12 protein-coding genes are annotated in these 17,922 nt (G+C 43.1%); 4 read left to right on the top strand and 8 right to left on the bottom strand.

Going from position 1 to position 17,922, the window contains the following annotated elements:
- Positions 1–121 precede the first annotated feature (121 nt).
- On the bottom strand, positions 122–892 hold the full coding sequence (locus AC570I_RS15765; RefSeq protein ID WP_497406219.1) for an SDR family NAD(P)-dependent oxidoreductase: 771 nt from the start codon (positions 890–892) through the stop codon (positions 122–124).
- A 186-nt stretch (positions 893–1,078) separates the two neighbouring features.
- Between AC570I_RS15765 and AC570I_RS15760 the strand changes: the two genes are divergently transcribed.
- The 4 genes from AC570I_RS15760 (at position 1,079) to araA (ending at position 5,394) form a co-directional block, all read left to right on the top strand.
- A complete protein-coding gene (locus tag AC570I_RS15760) occupies positions 1,079–1,303 on the top strand; it encodes a CDGSH iron-sulfur domain-containing protein (RefSeq protein ID WP_047800666.1) in 225 nt (74 codons plus the stop codon).
- A gap of 170 nt (positions 1,304–1,473) precedes the next feature.
- Positions 1,474–3,174: a ribulokinase gene (locus AC570I_RS15755; protein WP_497406218.1), complete on the top strand. Its 1,701-nt coding sequence runs from the start codon at positions 1,474–1,476 to the stop codon at positions 3,172–3,174.
- Positions 3,171–3,869, top strand: coding sequence for an L-ribulose-5-phosphate 4-epimerase (locus AC570I_RS15750; protein WP_497406217.1), 699 nt, complete (start codon positions 3,171–3,173; stop codon positions 3,867–3,869). Before AC570I_RS15755 ends, AC570I_RS15750 begins: the two co-directional genes overlap by 4 nt.
- A 34-nt stretch (positions 3,870–3,903) precedes the next feature.
- The gene (gene araA, locus AC570I_RS15745) at positions 3,904–5,394 is read left to right on the top strand and encodes an L-arabinose isomerase (RefSeq protein ID WP_497406216.1); all 1,491 of its coding nucleotides are present in this window, start codon (positions 3,904–3,906) and stop codon (positions 5,392–5,394) included.
- A gap of 65 nt (positions 5,395–5,459) precedes the next feature.
- Here the strand turns inward: araA and AC570I_RS15740 are convergent, their stop codons facing one another.
- The 7 genes from AC570I_RS15740 to fucP all read right to left on the bottom strand — a co-directional run bounded on the left by AC570I_RS15740 (position 5,460) and on the right by fucP (position 17,916).
- Positions 5,460–6,479 (bottom strand): zinc-binding alcohol dehydrogenase family protein, encoded by a 1,020-nt coding sequence (locus tag AC570I_RS15740; RefSeq protein WP_497406215.1) that lies wholly within the window; start codon positions 6,477–6,479, stop codon positions 5,460–5,462.
- Positions 6,480–6,511: 32 nt separating this feature from the next.
- A complete protein-coding gene (locus AC570I_RS15735; RefSeq protein WP_497406214.1) occupies positions 6,512–7,300 on the bottom strand; it encodes an L-fucose dehydrogenase in 789 nt (262 codons plus the stop codon).
- 71 nt (positions 7,301–7,371) lie between these two features.
- Entirely contained in the window at positions 7,372–9,591 is a 2,220-nt protein-coding gene (locus AC570I_RS15730; RefSeq protein WP_497406213.1) for a DUF5703 domain-containing protein, read from the bottom strand.
- Positions 9,592–9,718: 127 nt separating this feature from the next.
- A complete protein-coding gene (locus AC570I_RS15725) occupies positions 9,719–11,146 on the bottom strand; it encodes a sialate O-acetylesterase (protein WP_497406212.1) in 1,428 nt (475 codons plus the stop codon).
- 15 nt (positions 11,147–11,161) lie between these two features.
- A complete protein-coding gene (locus AC570I_RS15720) occupies positions 11,162–13,186 on the bottom strand; it encodes an aceric acid hydrolase (protein WP_497406211.1) in 2,025 nt (674 codons plus the stop codon).
- A 3-nt stretch (positions 13,187–13,189) separates the two neighbouring features.
- Positions 13,190–16,579, bottom strand: a complete 3,390-nt coding sequence (locus tag AC570I_RS15715; protein WP_497406210.1) for a glycosyl hydrolase — start codon at positions 16,577–16,579, stop codon at positions 13,190–13,192.
- 44 nt (positions 16,580–16,623) lie between these two features.
- Complete coding sequence (fucP, locus tag AC570I_RS15710) at positions 16,624–17,916, bottom strand: L-fucose:H+ symporter permease (RefSeq protein WP_047800674.1); 1,293 nt, start codon at positions 17,914–17,916, stop codon at positions 16,624–16,626.
- Positions 17,917–17,922 lie beyond the last annotated feature (6 nt).

Raw genomic sequence — 17,922 nt, 5'->3', positions numbered from 1 at the left:
TAGCAAACCACTAGGATACCACTAGCAGTATTAGACTGCTGTCCCTTAATGGTACCGCAATCCTGGAAGTTAAGTTTGTAAAACCTATCCCAAGATTTCCGTAAAATAATCGCTCAAAAAGCTACTGTTCTTCATAATGATATGTTAACCCACCATCTATAAAGTAGGTAGAGCCGGTTACGTATGCAGCATCATCTGAAGCCAGAAATGCAACAACACCGGCCACGTCTTCTACCCTGCCCATTCTGCGTAAAGGGATATTGCTGATCACTCGTTCCAGTTCCTCTTTATTGTTTAGCAAGTCCTGGTTAATTGGCGTAGAAACAGCTCCCGGCGCAACATTATTTACCCTGATATTGAAAGGGGCAAGTTCAGTTGCCAGGTTTCGGGTAAGCATTTTTAAGCCACCTTTACTCGCGCAGTAAGCTGCAAAATGCGGAAAAACAATCTCCTCGTGTACTGAACTCATATTGATCACCACCCCTTCAACACTGTTCTTCCTGCAATACTTTACAAAAGACTGAATGCCGAAGAATACACCTTTAAGATTGGTGTTCATGACGAGATCGTAATCCTCTTCAGTAACCTCCCAGAAATCCGCATTCTTTTCCACACCGGCATTGTTAACCAGAATATCGAGCCTGCCAAATTGATTTACAGCCTCTTCAACCATACGGATAGCCTCATTTGCCTGACTTAAATCTGCTACTACAAATGCCGCCTTACGTCCCATCTCGTTTATTTCAGCAATAAGCTTTTCTCCCCTTTCATCAAATTTATGGCCGTTCAATACGATGTCACAGCCATCTTTAGCTAATCTCAATGCGCATGCTGCACCAATGCCCTGACTGCTACCTGTAATTAGGGCTACTTTATTTTCGAAACGACTCATCCTGTATAATTTTTCCTATAGGATAAATGCGATTTCAGCCAAAATGTTTGAAAGAACTGAAATTGGGGATATCTGAGGTTGAGCTTGTAGAGAGGAGATGCGAGATTGAGAATGTTTCTAAACTACAATCAAAGGATCAATATGTAATTTTTAAGGCTTAATTTTGCTTCATACAAACAAAACATAATGTCAAAAACAAAACTTACAATCAATAACAACGGGTCGGTTAAAATCGAGGGGGATTTCGAAATTGTAGATAAAAACGGAAACACTTATGGTTTACAAGGAAGAGATGTATTATCGATTTGCCGTTGTGGTTTATCACAAAACAAACCATTTTGCGATGGTGCACATAAAGGTCATTTCGAGCATGAAGCTATTGCATTTGATTTGCCTCCAAAGAAAGTATAACCGGGTTTAAACTGATATTTTGAGAAGCCACGTTTTAAAACGTGGCTTTTTTGTGACCACGAAAAATTTCACCGGGCTGTTTGAGTTCTTTAAACATCTGTGGATTAAAATTTTTATATAAATTTTGCATTTCGGATAAATAAACGTTAATTAGACGATTATTTACTGTTATGAGCAAAGCAAACTATGTAATTGGTGTCGATTACGGAACGGATTCAGTGCGATCTGTTTTGGTTGACACCACCGACGGCAAAGAGATCTCCTCTTCCGTTTTCCTTTATCCAAGATGGCAGAAAGGGCTATATTGTAAACCATCCATCAATCAATTCAGACAACATCCCTTAGATTATATTGAAGGATTGACCCATACCATAAAAGATTGTTTAGCAAAGGCCGGCGGATCAGAAATTGCAGCCTCGGTTAAAGGAATCTCAGTCGATACCACGGGATCAAGTCCTGTTGCGGTTGATGCTTCCGGTACTCCTCTTGCGTTAACTCCGGGCTTTGAGGAAAATCCAAATGCCATGTTTGTACTTTGGAAAGACCATACCGCAGTAAAGGAAGCCGCAGAAATCAATGAGCATGCGACCAAATTTAAAACGAATTATCTGAAGTATGTTGGTGGAATCTATTCATCAGAATGGTTCTGGTCTAAACTACTGCGGATTTTAAGAATAGATTCATCTATAAAAGCAGGAGCACAATCGTGGGTGGAGCATTGCGACTGGATACCTTTTCTGCTTTGTGGCGGCAAAGATGTAGCAACAATGAAACGCAGTCGTTGTGCGGCCGGACATAAAGCACTTTGGGCAGAGGAATTTAACGGATTACCTCCGGAGGATTTTTTTAGCAGCCTTGACCCGCTTTTAGCTGGTTTTAGGGATAAATTATTTGCAGATACTTATACTTCAGATGTTTCTGCGGGCACTTTGAGTGAAGAATGGGCTGATAAACTTGGCTTATCTACTGATGTTGTAATCGGTGTTGGCGCTTTCGATGCTCACATGGGTGCCGTTGGCGGTCAGATTGAGCCATATTACCTGAGTAAAGTAATGGGCACCAGTACCTGTGATATTCTTGTTGCCCCTAATCAGGATTTAGATGGAAAACTAATCAGCGGCATTTGTGGACAGGTAAATGGATCGGTTATTCCGGGTATGGCGGGTTTAGAAGCAGGGCAATCTGCTTTTGGTGATGTGTATGCCTGGTTTAAAAATCTGATCAGCTGGCCTTTAAATCATTTACTTACCGAATCAAATCTCATTGATGAGGCAACAGCCATGGCTTTAAAGGATGAACTGGAAAGCAAAATCATTGCTAACCTTAGTAAACAGGCGGAAGCGCTGGAAGATGAAGACTATGCCGAGCTGGCCATTGATTGGCTGAACGGCAGGAGAACGCCAGACGCCAACCAGGAACTTAAAGGTGCGATTACCGGTTTAGGATTAGGCACCGATGCCCCTCGTTTTTTCCGTGCACTGGCGGCAGCAACCTGTTTTGGAGCCAAGGCTATTGTAGACCGCTTTAAAGAACAGGGCGTTCCGGTAAAAGGAATTATCGGTATTGGTGGTGTAGCTAAAAAATCAGCCTATATTATGCAAATGATGTCGGATGTTTTAGAAATGCCCATCAGGATACACCGTTTTGAACATACCTGTGCTTTAGGTGCCGCTATGTTTGCCGCAGTTGCAGCGGGTATTTACCCAACAATTGAAGAGGCTATGGCAGCAATGGGAACAGGATTTGAGAAGGAATACAAACCAAATATTAAAAAGCAGAAAATGTACAGAATGCATTATCAGCAATACCTTGGTTTAGGCCGTTACCTGGAGCGCTACAACAAGAAAGACGTTAAACCTTATTTATCATGAGCAACTATCAGGATATAAAAGAACAGGCCTACCTGGCCAATATGCAATTACCCAAACTAGGCCTGGTGCTTTTCACTTTTGGTAACGTAAGTGCGGCCGACCGCGCTAAAGGTGTTTTTGCCATCAAACCCAGTGGTGTACCTTATGAAGATTTATCACCGGAGAAAATGGTGATAGTGGATTTTGAGGGCATCACGGTTGAAGGCGATTTACGTCCATCATCCGACACAAAAACCCATGCAGTATTATACAAGCACTGGGAAGATATTGGCGGTGTTGTGCATACGCACTCTACCTACGGTACGGCCTGGGCGCAGGCGCAAAGAGCAATTCCTATTTTCGGAACCACTCATGCAGACCATTTAACAGTTGATATTCCTTGCGCACCACCTATGGAGGATGCTATGATTAAAGGAAATTATGAATATGAAACCGGTTTCCAGATCATGAATCATTTTGAAAGCCTGGGTTTAAGTTACAAAGAGGTTGAAATGATTTTAGTAGGCAACCATGCCCCTTTTACCTGGGGTAAGACCGCTGAAAAAGCCGTTTACAACAGTGCCGTTCTGGAAGCAGTTGCGCAGATGGCTTTGTTAACTGAGCAGATCAATCCGCAGGCACCAAAGCTGAAGGAATCATTGGTTCAAAAGCATTATGAGCGTAAACATGGTGCCGGAGCCTATTACGGACAATAACAAATAAGAAGTTAAGCAATTAAACAAATAAAAAATGATTGATTTAAAAAAATTAGAAGTTTGGTTTATTACTGGTACGCAACATTTGTACGGGGAAGAAACCTTAAAACAAGTGGCTGATCACGCGCAGCAGGTTGCTGATTCATTAAACCAGAATGGCAGCATCTCGGTATCGGTAGTGTATAAACCAATCGTGAAAACTACTGAGGAGATTTTTGAAACCTTACAGCAAGCTAACACCGATAAAAACTGCATCGGGGTAATGACCTGGATGCATACATTCTCTCCTGCTAAAATGTGGATCAGAGGATTGAATGTATTACAAAAACCTTTACTGCACCTGCACACTCAATTCAACCGCGATATTCCGTGGAACACGATTGACATGGATTTCATGAACCTGAACCAGAGTGCCCATGGCGACCGTGAGTTTGGATTCATCGTTTCGCGTATGCGCAAAGACCGCAAAGTAGTGGTGGGCCACTGGCAGGATGAAGAGGTTGCAAAACAAATTGATACCTGGGCGAGGGCCGCAGCTGGATGGAACGACTGGCAAGGAGCAAAATTTGTTCGTTTTGGCGATAATATGCGTTTCGTAGCCGTTACAGATGGTGATAAAGTAGAAGCAGAAATGAAGTTTGGTTTCTCGGTAAATACTTATGGTATCGGCGACCTGGTTGCCGTAATCAATGGCATTAGTGAGGAATCAATTCAGGGTCTACTACAGGAATATGAAGAAACCTACGATATGGCTGATGATTTGAAAGCTGGTGGTGCCAGACATCAATCGGTTTACGATGCGGCAAAAATCGAATTGGGTTTAAGAAAATTCCTGGAAGATGGTGGCTTTAAAGGCTTCTCAGATACTTTTGAAGATCTGCATGGCATGATTCAATTACCTGGAATTGCGGCACAAAGATTAATGGCCGATGGCTATGGTTTTGCTGGTGAAGGCGACTGGAAAACAGCTGCTTTAGTACGTGCATGTAAAGTAATGGGTGCTGGTTTACCTGGTGGAAATGCTTTTATGGAAGATTATACTTACCACTTCGACCCTTCAAATTCAATGGTTTTGGGATCGCATATGCTCGAAGTTGATGCTTCACTAGCTCAGGGCAAAGCAAGCCTTGAAGTACATCCTTTAGGTATTGGTGGTAAAGCTGATCCTGCCCGTTTGGTATTTAATGTGGGTAGTGGCGATGCATTAAATGCTTCATTAATTGATATGGGAAGTCGTTTCCGTTTACTGGTAAATGAAGTAACGGCAGTAGAAGCTGAGCATGACTTGCCAAACCTGCCTGTTGCCCGCGTGCTATGGAAGCCACTTCCAGATATGAAAACCGGTTGTGCCGCATGGATTTACGCTGGTGGTGCGCACCATACGGCGTATAGTCAGAATTTAACTACAGAACATTTATCAGACTTTGCAAATATTGCAGGTTTGGAATACATCAATATCGGTGCAGATACCAAAATCAATCAGTTCAGAAATGAATTGCATTGGAACGAAGTATTCTACAAATAATATTACATACGCGCTCAAATACCCTAAAGCCGATAAATTTATTTATCGGCTTTTATTTTATAAAACTAATCGGCCATATTGATCATCGCTTTGATCACTCCGTTTTTCGGATCAAGCCAGCTTTCAAATTCGGTTTTAACGTCTTCAAACCTCACCTGATGGGTGATGTAGGTTGTTGGCTTTACCAAACCAGCTTTCATTGATTTAATCACATGTTCGAAATCTTCAATATTAGCATTCCTGCTACTCATCAAAGTGGATTCACGTTTATGAAATTCGGGATGGTTGAAAATCAGATCACCTTTTTGCAGTCCAATTAAAACGAACCTTGCACCATGGGCCATGTAATTTATTGCATTGTTTATCGCCTTTTGATTTCCGGTTGCGTCGATAACCACTGTTGGCATGTCGCCATTGGTAATGTCGCTAAGTTGTTGAAGTACATCAGGAGAAAGCGCATTAATGACATGCGCAACACCTAGTTTCTCTTTACAAAAGGCAAGTCGGTCGTCGTTAATGTCGAGCGCAATCACATTACCGCCTGCAATGCGGGCGAATTCCATAGTGCCCAAACCAATCGGGCCTGCGCCAATAACCAATACAAATTCGCCAGGTTGCACATCAGCTCTGCGAACACCATGAGCACCAATAGCCAGGGGTTCCACCAGGGCCAGTTCATCATAACTTAAACCTTCCCCATGTAAAAGCGTACGCGATGGAACCTGTAAATATTCACGCATCCCCCCGTCTACATGCACACCACAAACCTGCATTTTTACACAGCAATTGGGTTTATTCATCCGGCATGCAATACATTCACCACAATTGAAATAGGGAATAAAGGTTACGGCCTCTCCGATGTTGAAGCCTGGGGCTCCATCAGCCTCTACCAGTTCTCCCGAAAGCTCGTGACCTAAAACACGGGGATAATTGAAAAAGGGCTGGGTACCTTCAAAAGCATGTAAATCAGTACCACAAATACCGATTCGTTTAATTTTTATGATGGCATGGTCTTTTTTCAGTTCAGGTTTTTCTGTTTCTGAATATTCGAAAGTTCCGGGCGTTGTACAGGTAAGGGTTTTCATATGTTAATGAGTGAATTTTGAATGAGTGAATATTATGCATTCGCCAAAGCTCTGTCTAAATGCACATACCCGCCGTCAACGTGAATAATCTGGCCGGTGGTATGGCTTGATTTTTCAGACATCAAAAAGGCTGTCATATTGGCGATCTCCTCAGCAGTGGTCATTCTGTTTTCCAATGGGATTTTAGCAGTAATTTCGTCGAGTTTTGCCTGCGCATCCGGTAACGTATCTATCCAGGTTTCATAAGCAGGTGTCCAGCATTCGGCAACAACAACTGCATTTACACGAATACCATATTTCAGCAACTCCACTGCCCATTCGCGTGTTAAGGCGTTTCTACCTCCATTTGCAGCAGCATAAGCTGAAGTATTTCCCTGCCCTGTTTCGGCCGTTTTTGAAGTAATGTTTACAATTGCTCCCTTGCTTTTAATTAATTCCGGCAAAGCGTGATGAGCCATCAGGTAGTAGTGAACCACATTTTTGTGCAATGAGGCCATAAAATCCTCATAGTTTCCATTTTCCAGACCAACGCCGTCGTTTACACCGGCATTGTTCACCAGGCCATCAATGCGTCCGAACTTAGCCACAATCTCTGCAACTACTTTTTCACAATCTTCGGGGTTTGATAATTCGGCAACGAACTGAGCAGCCTGGCCACCTTGCCCTGCAATTGCATCAACCACTTTCTGGTTATCTTCTGCTTTTCTGCCAACAACTACCGCTATTGCATTTTCTTTCGCAAATACTTCTGCAATGCTGCGACCAATACCTTTTGCGGCACCGGTAATGATAATCACTTTTTCTTTTAACTGTAAATCCATAGTTTTTTAATTAGTGAATGAGGGATTAATAGAACGAGTAATTTACTACTCAACCATTCAAAACTCACTCATTAGATCATTATTTTTATATCTGCTTTTCTTGATTCTGGTAATACCTTCAAATCTATTAATTTTCCATTTTTTAAGGTTCCTTCTACTGTTGTTTGATAAGGCGCCTGAAGTTTGAAGTGAACGTCCCAATCTTTTGGCCAGGCCGGAAACAAATAAATATGCTTCCTATCAACCTGCATCAGCATTTCCTGTAAACCGATCATTCCAGATCCACCCCAGTTATGATCTGGTGCCCAATCAAATCCCGGCCCCCAGAAAGCCGGAAACCTTCTTCCTGAATCCTTTAGTTTGGCCGTGGTTAACTTTGCTGCATCATCGGTCAAACCGAGTCGTGCGGCGAAAATATTATCCTGCTTCCAGCCTATATAACTGCGGAATTTCAGTACATCCGGATCATACCTGAAGGTGTTGATTGCGGTGTCCAAACCGGCTTTACCAATCCCATATATTCCCCAGGGATAAACCGGATACAACTGCGGGCTTTCGGTATTGTTGATTCGTTCCCAGAGTTTTGCAGGAGCAATTGTTGTATGACCATTAATCTCGCGGAAAGTGATCGCAGGAATGGTCTTTAGCATTTCCTCCCAATATGTTTTTTGTTGATCAGACAAGCCAGGATGGGCAAGCAAACTTTGCAGAACCGTTTTCAAAGCAGCAATGGTTGAGGTCGAATTATAGGCCATTTTATACGTTTCCGCTCCCGAACCCGGATACAGAACCAGATGACCATTTGCATCCAGCGTTTTGGCGCCTCTCTCTTTAGACAGAAAAGTATAATGTTCCTTAAAAAAGCGTAGTGAACTTTCAATTAGCGGCAAATACTTTTCGATTCGGGAACCGCTGTATTTTTCAGTTTCCAGAATCATCAGGCAGAATTCCAATACCGTGTCCCATTCGTATTCCAGCCAGGCATTGTATTCCATACCTTTATTAAAACCGGCGGGACGTTTCCAGCCATATTCGGCGGGATTTGGTAAACCAAAATTCTCTAACTGCTCGGTAAAACTTGCACCCTGGTGCCCCCATGCAGCTTGCGTTCTGATCTCTGCATTCTTCAATAAATTGAGATAGAAATCGAACTGCGGTTTCATGAGGTCGCCATCACCGCTTTTCAGCATCGGCCAGTACACCAGCCGCTGGTTCTGCGCAGTATGGGTACCTCCACCCCAATTCCTGAAATCAGGTGTATATTTTAAGGTTGAGTCCGTTAACAGAGGATCAAAAGTAAATAAGCCCCCATTAAATTTAGTCGGGTATTTTCCAAAGGCATTACAGCCAAGCATATATCGGAACAGCTGATAATTTCTGCCCGTTTGGTTGGCCTCATCGTTTTTGGCATTGATATAAATGAAGCTCTTTTCCCAGTACTCGTTCCACCAGTTTTTGCTGGCAGTTTGATTGTTTTCAGTATTGGTTTCAGTTATACTCCTCTCCCATTCCTGAAAGGATTCAGTGGTTAAGGTATTTAGAGCGATGGTTAGATTTACAGCCTTTGAGGGCTTCTTGCTTTTTAGCTTCCAGGCTTTATATGGTGTATTTAAATATGTACCGCTATCAATACCCGCCAAAATCATGTTATCGCCTTTGAGCAAGCCACCAGAAATCAGGTTTTTCAATGGATTAAACAATTCTGACTTTCTATCTTCCAGTCCCTGTTGTTTTACCGCAACATCAAAAACAGTTTGAGCCTTGTTTTGATGGTAGAACTGAACAGCATTACCATTGAAACCAATTTGATCTTTAAAAGTTTTCACTTCGCCCTGCGGCGCCCATTTGTACGAATTTTGGTTATTTTCCTTGCCTTTGGTTACCCTGTCTTCGTATCGCCAGCTTTCGTAACTGGCTAAGGCGGTAATCTTTTTATTCGCTTTGATATCCAGATGAACGACCGGATTGAAAACATCTGCCCATACGTTAATTTGCGCATTCAGATTATGATTTGCAGCCTCGATGCGTGCATAACCATCTTTGAGGATCAGCTCCTGCTTGAACGTTTCCCCCTCAAAAGGGTTGGGACTCAACCTGAGTTTGATGCGACCGAGCTTCAGTAGCGTATTGTTTTCATCAAACGTACCGCTTTTGGCGAGGTAAAGGTAAAGCTCACCTTTTTCTACCCAAAGATTTAAACCGATATCGCCGCCGCCTACAGGCATCGATTCCGATGCGTTTTTGCTTTCAGATGTCCAGGTCAGGTTTTCCTGGGCGGTCGCCCTTTGCATCAACCAACAGGACAAAAATAACACGAAGAAAAGGTGAAGGTTCAGTCTCCACAGATGTCTTCCACGAGAACTTAAGTTCGCAGTGAACATACGTTGTAATCTTTTTCTCTGTGCGATTAAAAACATATTAGTTATCCCAATCATCAGTACGGAAAGAGGAAACAGGTAAACCATCATTTCCAAATAGTTCGCCGGTAACAAAATCTTTAAATGCGTAACGAATAGCAACCGGTATTTTCACCTGCTCTGCTGAAACGCTTATGCTGCTGCCATTGATTACCGCTTTCGCAGGATAAAATTTCTTGTCCGCTCCTGCCACTTCAAATAAGTTTAATTCTTTTCCAAATGAAGTTAAGCCATTCGGTACATTTTGAAACTTAATTACGGCTTTATTTTTATCAATAGTTAATGAATCGTAGGTTGGACTGTAGGCACCAAAGCCTTTTATGCCATAGGTTTGTGCCAGAGCGAGGTATGCCAGACGTTCGCCACCTTGCTTTTTGTTAGCCGGATGTATCGATTTTTCTTCACCGATATCAAGGAGAACGGCCATTCCGGAGTTTGGAATTTTAGCTAATGATCTCCGTTGTGCGTCCCTTAAAAACGCGGAATTAAATTTACCGCCAATATGGTTCGGTGGCAACTGTGTATAATTGTAAGGGGCAATCTGCGCATAATAAAAAGGGAATTCGCCATTTTCCCAATTTTTGCGCCATGAAGAAACCATTGCCGGGAACAAATCTTCATAACGATCGGGACGCTCATAGTTGGATTCGCCCTGGTACCAGATGGCACCTTTAATGCCGTATCCGATAACCGGAGAAAGCATGCCGTTGTAAAGCGTTGTAGGGGTTCTGCTTACCTCTTTGATGCTATCGCCCTTTGATGGAATTTTAATCTCCGAATAAGGTTTTAAATCTTCTGGCGACATCCAGGCTTCAATGGTTGAACCGCCATAGCTGTCGTTGATTACGCCGATGGGCACATTTAGCATTTCGCTCAGCAACCTTGCAAAGTACCAGGCGGTCGCACTGAAATTTGAAACGGTTTCCGGCGCTGCTGCTTTCCATTGTGAAGGTTTACTGTTTTCCTGACGTGTGGTAATTGACGAACGCGGAACCGTATAGACTCGGATATTCTGATTAGTAGATTTCAGGATTGCTTCATTAGAGCCTATAATGGGCTGCCCTTTAAAGCCTTTAAGGGGCATTTCCATGTTGGACTGCCCGCCACAGAACCATACCTCTCCAATCAATATATCCGTTAAAACGAGTTTTTCTCCATCGTTGAATTCAATGTTATAGGGGCCGCCAGCTACGGGAGTAGACACTTTAACTTTCCATTTCCCATCCTGTCCGGATGTTACCGTATAGCTTTCTTTGTTCCATGACGTGGTAATTTTTACCTTGTTGGATGGCTTTGCCCAACCCCAAATGGCAACATTACTTTGCTGCTGTAAAACCATGTGATCGGTAAAGATTGATGCCGGTTTTATGGTTGCGGATGCGATAACGCAGCAGGCAAAGTTTAAAAGTATTATCAGTTTTAGTTTCATTTTTATCTTCTTTATCTATCTACTCACCGGCAACCATACTGACATTTCTGAATGGCCACGGTTTCCCCATGCAAAATAAGGTATCAGTTTTATTTCCTGTGTTACATTCTTGTTATCCACAGGCCTGTACAATACGTTTTTCCAATTGTTTGGCGCTACTATTTTGGCCTGTCCAACCAGGCTCATCATTTCAGCACCATCAATATGGATTGGTTTGGCTTCGAACATGGTTGAAGTGGGCACAAAAGCATTGAAAATGCTTTTTCCGGGCAAATCAGTCGATTCCAGGCAATATACTATTGGCCCGCGTTTTACGGCAATCTGATTCCGGTTTTCCTCCACCAGTGGATTCGCCTCAATCAAGGTTGCATCCATAGGTAGATTCAGTTCAATAACATCACCTTTTCTCCACGACCGGTTTATTTCTGCATAGCTTCCGGGATTGACTTTGATTTGCGCTAATTTTCCATTAATGCTGATTTGTGCGTCGTGGGTCCATGATGGGATCCTTAGAAACAGAGAATAGGATTTAGCTGCTGTTTCCTTTAGGCTGATCTTGATCCGCCCATCCCAGGGATAGTTGGTTTCCTGGGCAAGCGAAACCCCGGTTCCGTCTGCGAGCTTAGTGCTCAGATTATTGCCGCCATATAGATTAAACCACAGTCCCTTATCAGAGACGCTATACGCGTAATCACTTACCTCCGCAATGGTTCGTACCACGTTCGGCGGGCAGCAGTTTGATAAAGCAATATACGGAACCCTGTCCTTACTCCAGCGTTGTTTAAAGGGTAAGTCATCTGATTGTGCAAGTGGATTGGTGTACAAAAAGTTTTTACCATCCAGGCTGATTCCCGATAAAACGCTATTGTGTAACGCGAGTTCCATAATATCGGCATATTTGGCATCCCCGGTAATCTGAAGCATACGCCAGTTCCACAGCACGTTACCAATATTGGCGCATGTTTCGTTGTGTGCAGTAAAATTCGGCAACTGATAATCACGGCCAAAAGCCTGGTGAATTTTCTGAACATCAGCAGGGTTGTATGAAGTTCCATCAGGAGATGTTCCATCATACAGCGAACCACAGCCGCCAGTAATGTACATTTTATGCTGATTTACATCATCCCACATGAGGTTTAAAGTGTTCAGCAGCGAATCTTTACCGGTTTCGGCATACAAATCTGCTACCCCGGCGTAGAGGTAGTTCGCCCGTACCGCATGCCCCATGGCTTTGGTTTGCTGCAGAAAGGGTATCCTGTCCTGGTTATCGTCAGTGCCATCATCAATTTTTCCTTTGATTGCAATCAGGTGGTTCGCCAGTTCCAGATAGCGGGGATCTTTAGTGGTGCGGTACATTTCGACTACCCCCATATAATGCGAGGGGCAAATAGCATTTCTGGCAAGGGTTGGTGATGCAGATTTATAGAAATTGTACAGATAATCGGTTGCCTTTTTAGCAATGTTGAGCAAAGTGGTTTTGCCGGTAGCGCGGTAATGGATGCAGCCTGCAGTCATCAGGTGGCCAATATTGTAAGACTCAAAGCTTAGCCGGTCCTGGAACTGATTTATAGAACCCGTTTTTCGCTGTTCAATCATCGCTTTGGTGTAAATATAGCCATCTTCACGTTGCGATTTTCCAATCACCACAATGGCCTGATCCATCATGTCGCTGAGTTTTGGATTTTTCGTTGACGCATAAAGTACAGCCACAGCTTCCAGCGTTTTATAGAAATCACCATCATGGAACGAGGGTCCTGCATGTGACCCTGTATCGAGTCCGGCAGCGATTTCAAAATTTTTGAAGGCATGGCTGATTTTAGGATCATTGTATATGGCCCACATATTGGGTACCATGGTTTCAGTAGCGACCTTAAAACGATCGGCCCAAAAACCTTTTGTCCAGCTCACATCAGTCATATTAATGCTGTGCAATTTGGCGTAAGGTGATTTTGAATTGTTAACCAAGGCTTTATCCTGCGCCTTTGCAAAAAGCGAGAGGGTGGCCAGGGCAATTGTTAAATAAATGTTGAATGCGCGCATATCTTATTTCTCCTCCACTTGTATCACAACCGGCCCTAACAATCCCGCAGGATTTAAAGGTTTACCTTCCAGACGGAAGGGGGCAGTTGTTTTTGTAATTCTTTTATTTTCGGGCAGCTTACTTTCGCCGATTAAGCGGTTGGCCCAGGTATTTACAACCTCTACTGTAATAATATTTTTTCCTTTTTTGATTGCTTTACTGATGTCCAGCCGGTAAGGTGGCGTCCACAAGGTTCCGCAGGATACGCCATTGATTTTTACATGTGCCATGCTGGAAAAATCACCTAAATCTACCCATGTATTTTTGGTATTGCCGCTATAGGTAAAGTTTCGGGTATAAGTTGCCGTGCCCGAGTAGAATTTAATTGTGCTATCCGGATGTTTTGTCCAATCTGTTAATTGTTTAAACGGGACAGGTTTCGAAGGCCCTCCGTATGCGGGGTCGAATTTCACGTCCCAGGATGCTGAAATGTCCTGAATGGATTTGAAATTGTTTTCTTTAGCAGTATTAAATTGCTGCCCCGTATTTTGAGGACGAACAAAAGTTGTATCCAGTATAATGAAAACTGATTGATTTGGATACAGGGTTAAATCTACATTGGTTCCGGAAACCCCACGGTTAACCTCAATGGGAACTGACCAGGTATTATTTACCGGATCATAGATCTGAGCTGAATTTCCGGTGTTTCTGAAGTTGAACTGAAGGCTGCGTTTCTTATCCTCCTGGTTGGTAATGAAATAAATATTCTTATCTCCATCCATTCTGTGCGAATAGCCGACACTTTTTGCATAGGCATCGCCCTGCTTAATATCCCCTTTATCCTTAACATCAACATCCCTTTCTAAACCTATAGCATCAAAAGTTTCTCCATAAAAAGGTGCCTGAAAAACCCTTCCGGCACCTAATTTCTTCTGATAAAGCGGATGGCCATTACTTTTATACGATTCAAAATTGCCATCCCAGATTTCAGTGGCTAGTTGATCAAATTCAGTCTGACGCTCTTGTCTAATTCCATTCTCATAAAGTGGTTTATCTGAAACGATCACCTTCGCCCCACTTTTAATCAACTCCGAAAGTTTTTTCAGGATTTCATAGCTAATGTAGCGGTTATCCGGATTCATTTTCATGGCCCCGGGAATTACCAGAATTTTATAGCTGGCTCCGCTTTCGAAAACCACATTGCCATTTTTTACCGTTGCCGAAGCCAATACGTCGGGATTAAAGCTATCATAGGCATAGCCCCTCAAGGGATTTACCCAGTTTTGAGGATCGGCCATATTTGCGGAGTGAGTTACCCCTGCCGGAATCTGACGGAGCGGCTCTCCCACATTAGCCAAACGTTTCTTTTCCTTTTCGACTACCTCATTTCCAAAAATCCCGGGTAAAGTTTCCACCAGCCTATCGGGCAAAACCGAACGACGGGGAAAATCATCGCCCGTAAAAACGGCTATATCAACGACTGGTTTACCCTGCTGCAGCAATTCCTGTGTCCTTTCGGCATAATCTACCCAGGCTTTTCCCATCTTCCACCAGGTTTGATCACGTTGAAAGTATAAGCCTACGCCATCAAGGCTTACCCCAGGTTTTAAACTGGTATCCGGGTTTTGAACAAAAACGTGGTAAACCATTCTGTTTACACCCAACGCATAATTCCTGTCCTGCAGGGTTTTCATGTTTGCAGGGCTTTCGTTCCAGTCCATTCTTACTGTTGTAAATGCCTCAGCCTGGATAATATTCTTACCGTAGATATGTCCGCCTGAAATCGCATCAAGCATATCATTCGGTTTATCATGCGTAGGGCTGTTCAACCAGAATTCGCCCATGGGCACATCGACGGTTTTGTAATGTAATAAACCATCGCTCATCATTGTCGGCGCGATACTTTCTGCTGTAAAGGTGACTCCTTTTTGTTTAGCCAGTATGGCCAGTGTTTTGTAAAACTGATCTACTACCAGTTCAGCTATTGTTTTCCGCACATCATATAGAAAGTTCTCAGAAACCTGGGCACTTTCAACAGGCAGGCCAGTCATCACCGGTAAATAGGGTGTTAAATCATAACCCCTGCGTTTTAAAAATTCAGTTTTAAATAAGGGTGACCAATTCTGGCTGCCACATTCCCAGCTATCCACATGGAAAACACTCAACACCTTTTTGGCAATTTCCGGACCGCCGTGCTTTAATGCTTCCCCATACCAGTTATCGAACTGCAACTTTACTGCCTCCGGATTAAATTTGTCACACTCTAACCCCATTCCGCCACCAGCAGTCGCATTGGTATGGCCTGTGGATGTGTGCCCGATTCTTAGTATTGTCCAGTTTCCTTTTGGCGCTTTCCAGTTTAATGTACCATCAGGTTTCAACTTTTCTGAAAGGTTAATGATTTTATTTAAAGGGACACACAGATTTTTAGCAATTTGCTCCCCGGTACTTCTTTTACTGATCCGCCATACGGAACCGTTCTTACCCTCAAACTGATTGATGCTGGCTTCAGACGATAGTTCCAGATTGATGAGTTTTAAGGAGGGTTTCCATTTGGCCGCATCTAAATCTTCCGCACCGGGTTCTGAACCTTTTTTATCATAGATAAACCTGAAAAAGCGAGCGGTTAATGGAGAGATGGAATGCGTTACATCCTCATCCGTATCCTGCCAGCCGTGACGTGGCGCTTCTAAACGCCCTGCCGGATGAAAGGTTATGCCATCGTCACTGGTCTCCATCGCCAGGCGTTGCGCCTGATAATTGTTGCCACTTACCTTAATGGTTATTGTTCTGCAGGTGAAAGGTTTTTCGAATTCATACTGAATATAGCATGGCTCTGCGGCCCCGAAGTTTTTCTTATTTCCAGGTTGAATCAAACCACTTGCATCGGCGCCATTGCTTGCCGTGATTTTGGGAATTACAGTTCTGGTGGAAATGCCCTGGCCGGTTGGTGAGGGAAAGGCATAAACGGCAATATCCTGATAATAGTTTTCCTTTGTTTCGGGTTGGGCTAATTTTATTACGGAGGCTCCATTGGTGATATTGGTTTTTGTCCAGACTACCTTTTGCATGGACAAATCAGGTGTAATCCATGGGCCGCCGGCAAGGGCAAAACCATCACTTACGTGCATGCCCAGTTTGAGATCCAGCCGTTTAGCTTCAGTCATTGCAAATTCTACCAGTTTCCACCATTCGGAACTGAGCTGAACTGCAGGAGGATGGTAAAAAGGTGTTTTATCGGGACCTTGAATGGTCATGAGATAAGCTCCTCCAATCCCGTTTACTTTCATAGCTTCCAGATCGGCAGTAATGCCTGTTTTAGAAGCCGCCCCCTTAACCCAATACCAGAATACCCAGGGTTTTGCATTTTCGTTTTGTTGCGCGAAAACGTTGTCTGACAAGATAGAACTCATCAGCAAAGTAAAAATGAAAACCCTGAGATATTTAAAATCCGTCATTACTTATGAGCAATTTTATATCCTTTTAATCCGAAATAAAGAACTACCACAAAACAAACCAATGGAATGCTATAGCCGATCTGGATATTATCTCCATACATATCTATTAGAGTACCCATTCCGAATGGGAGGATAGCGCCGCCAACAATCGACATAATCAGCCACGAAGAGCCTGGTTTTGTATCTTCCCCAATTCCATCAATACCGAGCGCAAAAATGGTAGGAAACATAATTGACATAAAGAAACCAATAGCACCAAGCGCATATACTACGTAAGATCCTTGTCCCAATATGGCCACCAGACATAATAATACGGATACGATTGCGTAAATAGCCAGCAACTTGTTTGAGGCGATAAACTGCAGAAGTGCAGTACCGGCAAACCGACCTGCTGTAAACAAAAAGCCATAAACAGCTAAATATGAAGCTGCTGTTTTTTCATCAAAACCACCGCCCTGTTGTGCCATTCTGATAAAAAAGCTGGTTACACAAACTTGCGCGCCAACATAAAAAAACTGTGCAACAACTGCCCATCTTAGATGTTTGTGACGTAAAGCTCCAAAAAAGCTGCCTTTAGCTTCCCCATCAATACTTTTCGTTTTAATTTCGGGCAGATGGATAAAATAAAATATTGCAGCGATAACCAATAGAATAATGCCTAAAGTGATATATGGTGTTTTAACTGATGCAGCTTCTTCCAAAAAGTAATTGTTTCGGCCAACTTCTGTCATTGCCGCCAGTTCTTCTTTCGTATGAGATTTTCCAGAAAGAATAAATAAACCGCCAATAAGCGGTGCAACCATCGCAGCCAGACCATTGAAAGAGGCTGCCAAGTTTAATCTGCTGGTTGCCTTTGCAGGATCTCCCAAAACTGCCGCATAAGGGTTTGCCGAGGTTTCGAGCATGGTTAAGCCGCATCCAATAATAAAAAGCGCAATTAAAAAAGTGATATACGACAAGCTGTTCGCAGCCGGTACAAAGAGAAAAGCACCAAGTGCAAAAGCGAGTAATCCCGAAATCATGGTAGCTTTGTACCCCCATTTCTTCAAGATCATTCCGGCTGGAATGGCCATTAAAAAATAAGCGAAGAAAACAGATGTATCAATCAAAGTTGATTGGCGGTTATTCAGATTACAAGCTTTTTTTAAATGTGGAATTAAAATGGAATCCAGGTTGTGTGCCATTCCCCAGAGAAAAAACAGGCTCACCACTAGAATAAACGGCAATAAATACTTTTTCCCTGACGACGGATCGCCCTCAGTAACAATTTCTGGCTGTGTGTTGTGGTTCATTATATT

The sequence above is a fragment of the Pedobacter sp. A2324 genome, from assembly GCF_059693705.1.
This window is presented reverse-complemented; position numbering and strand designations above follow the sequence as displayed.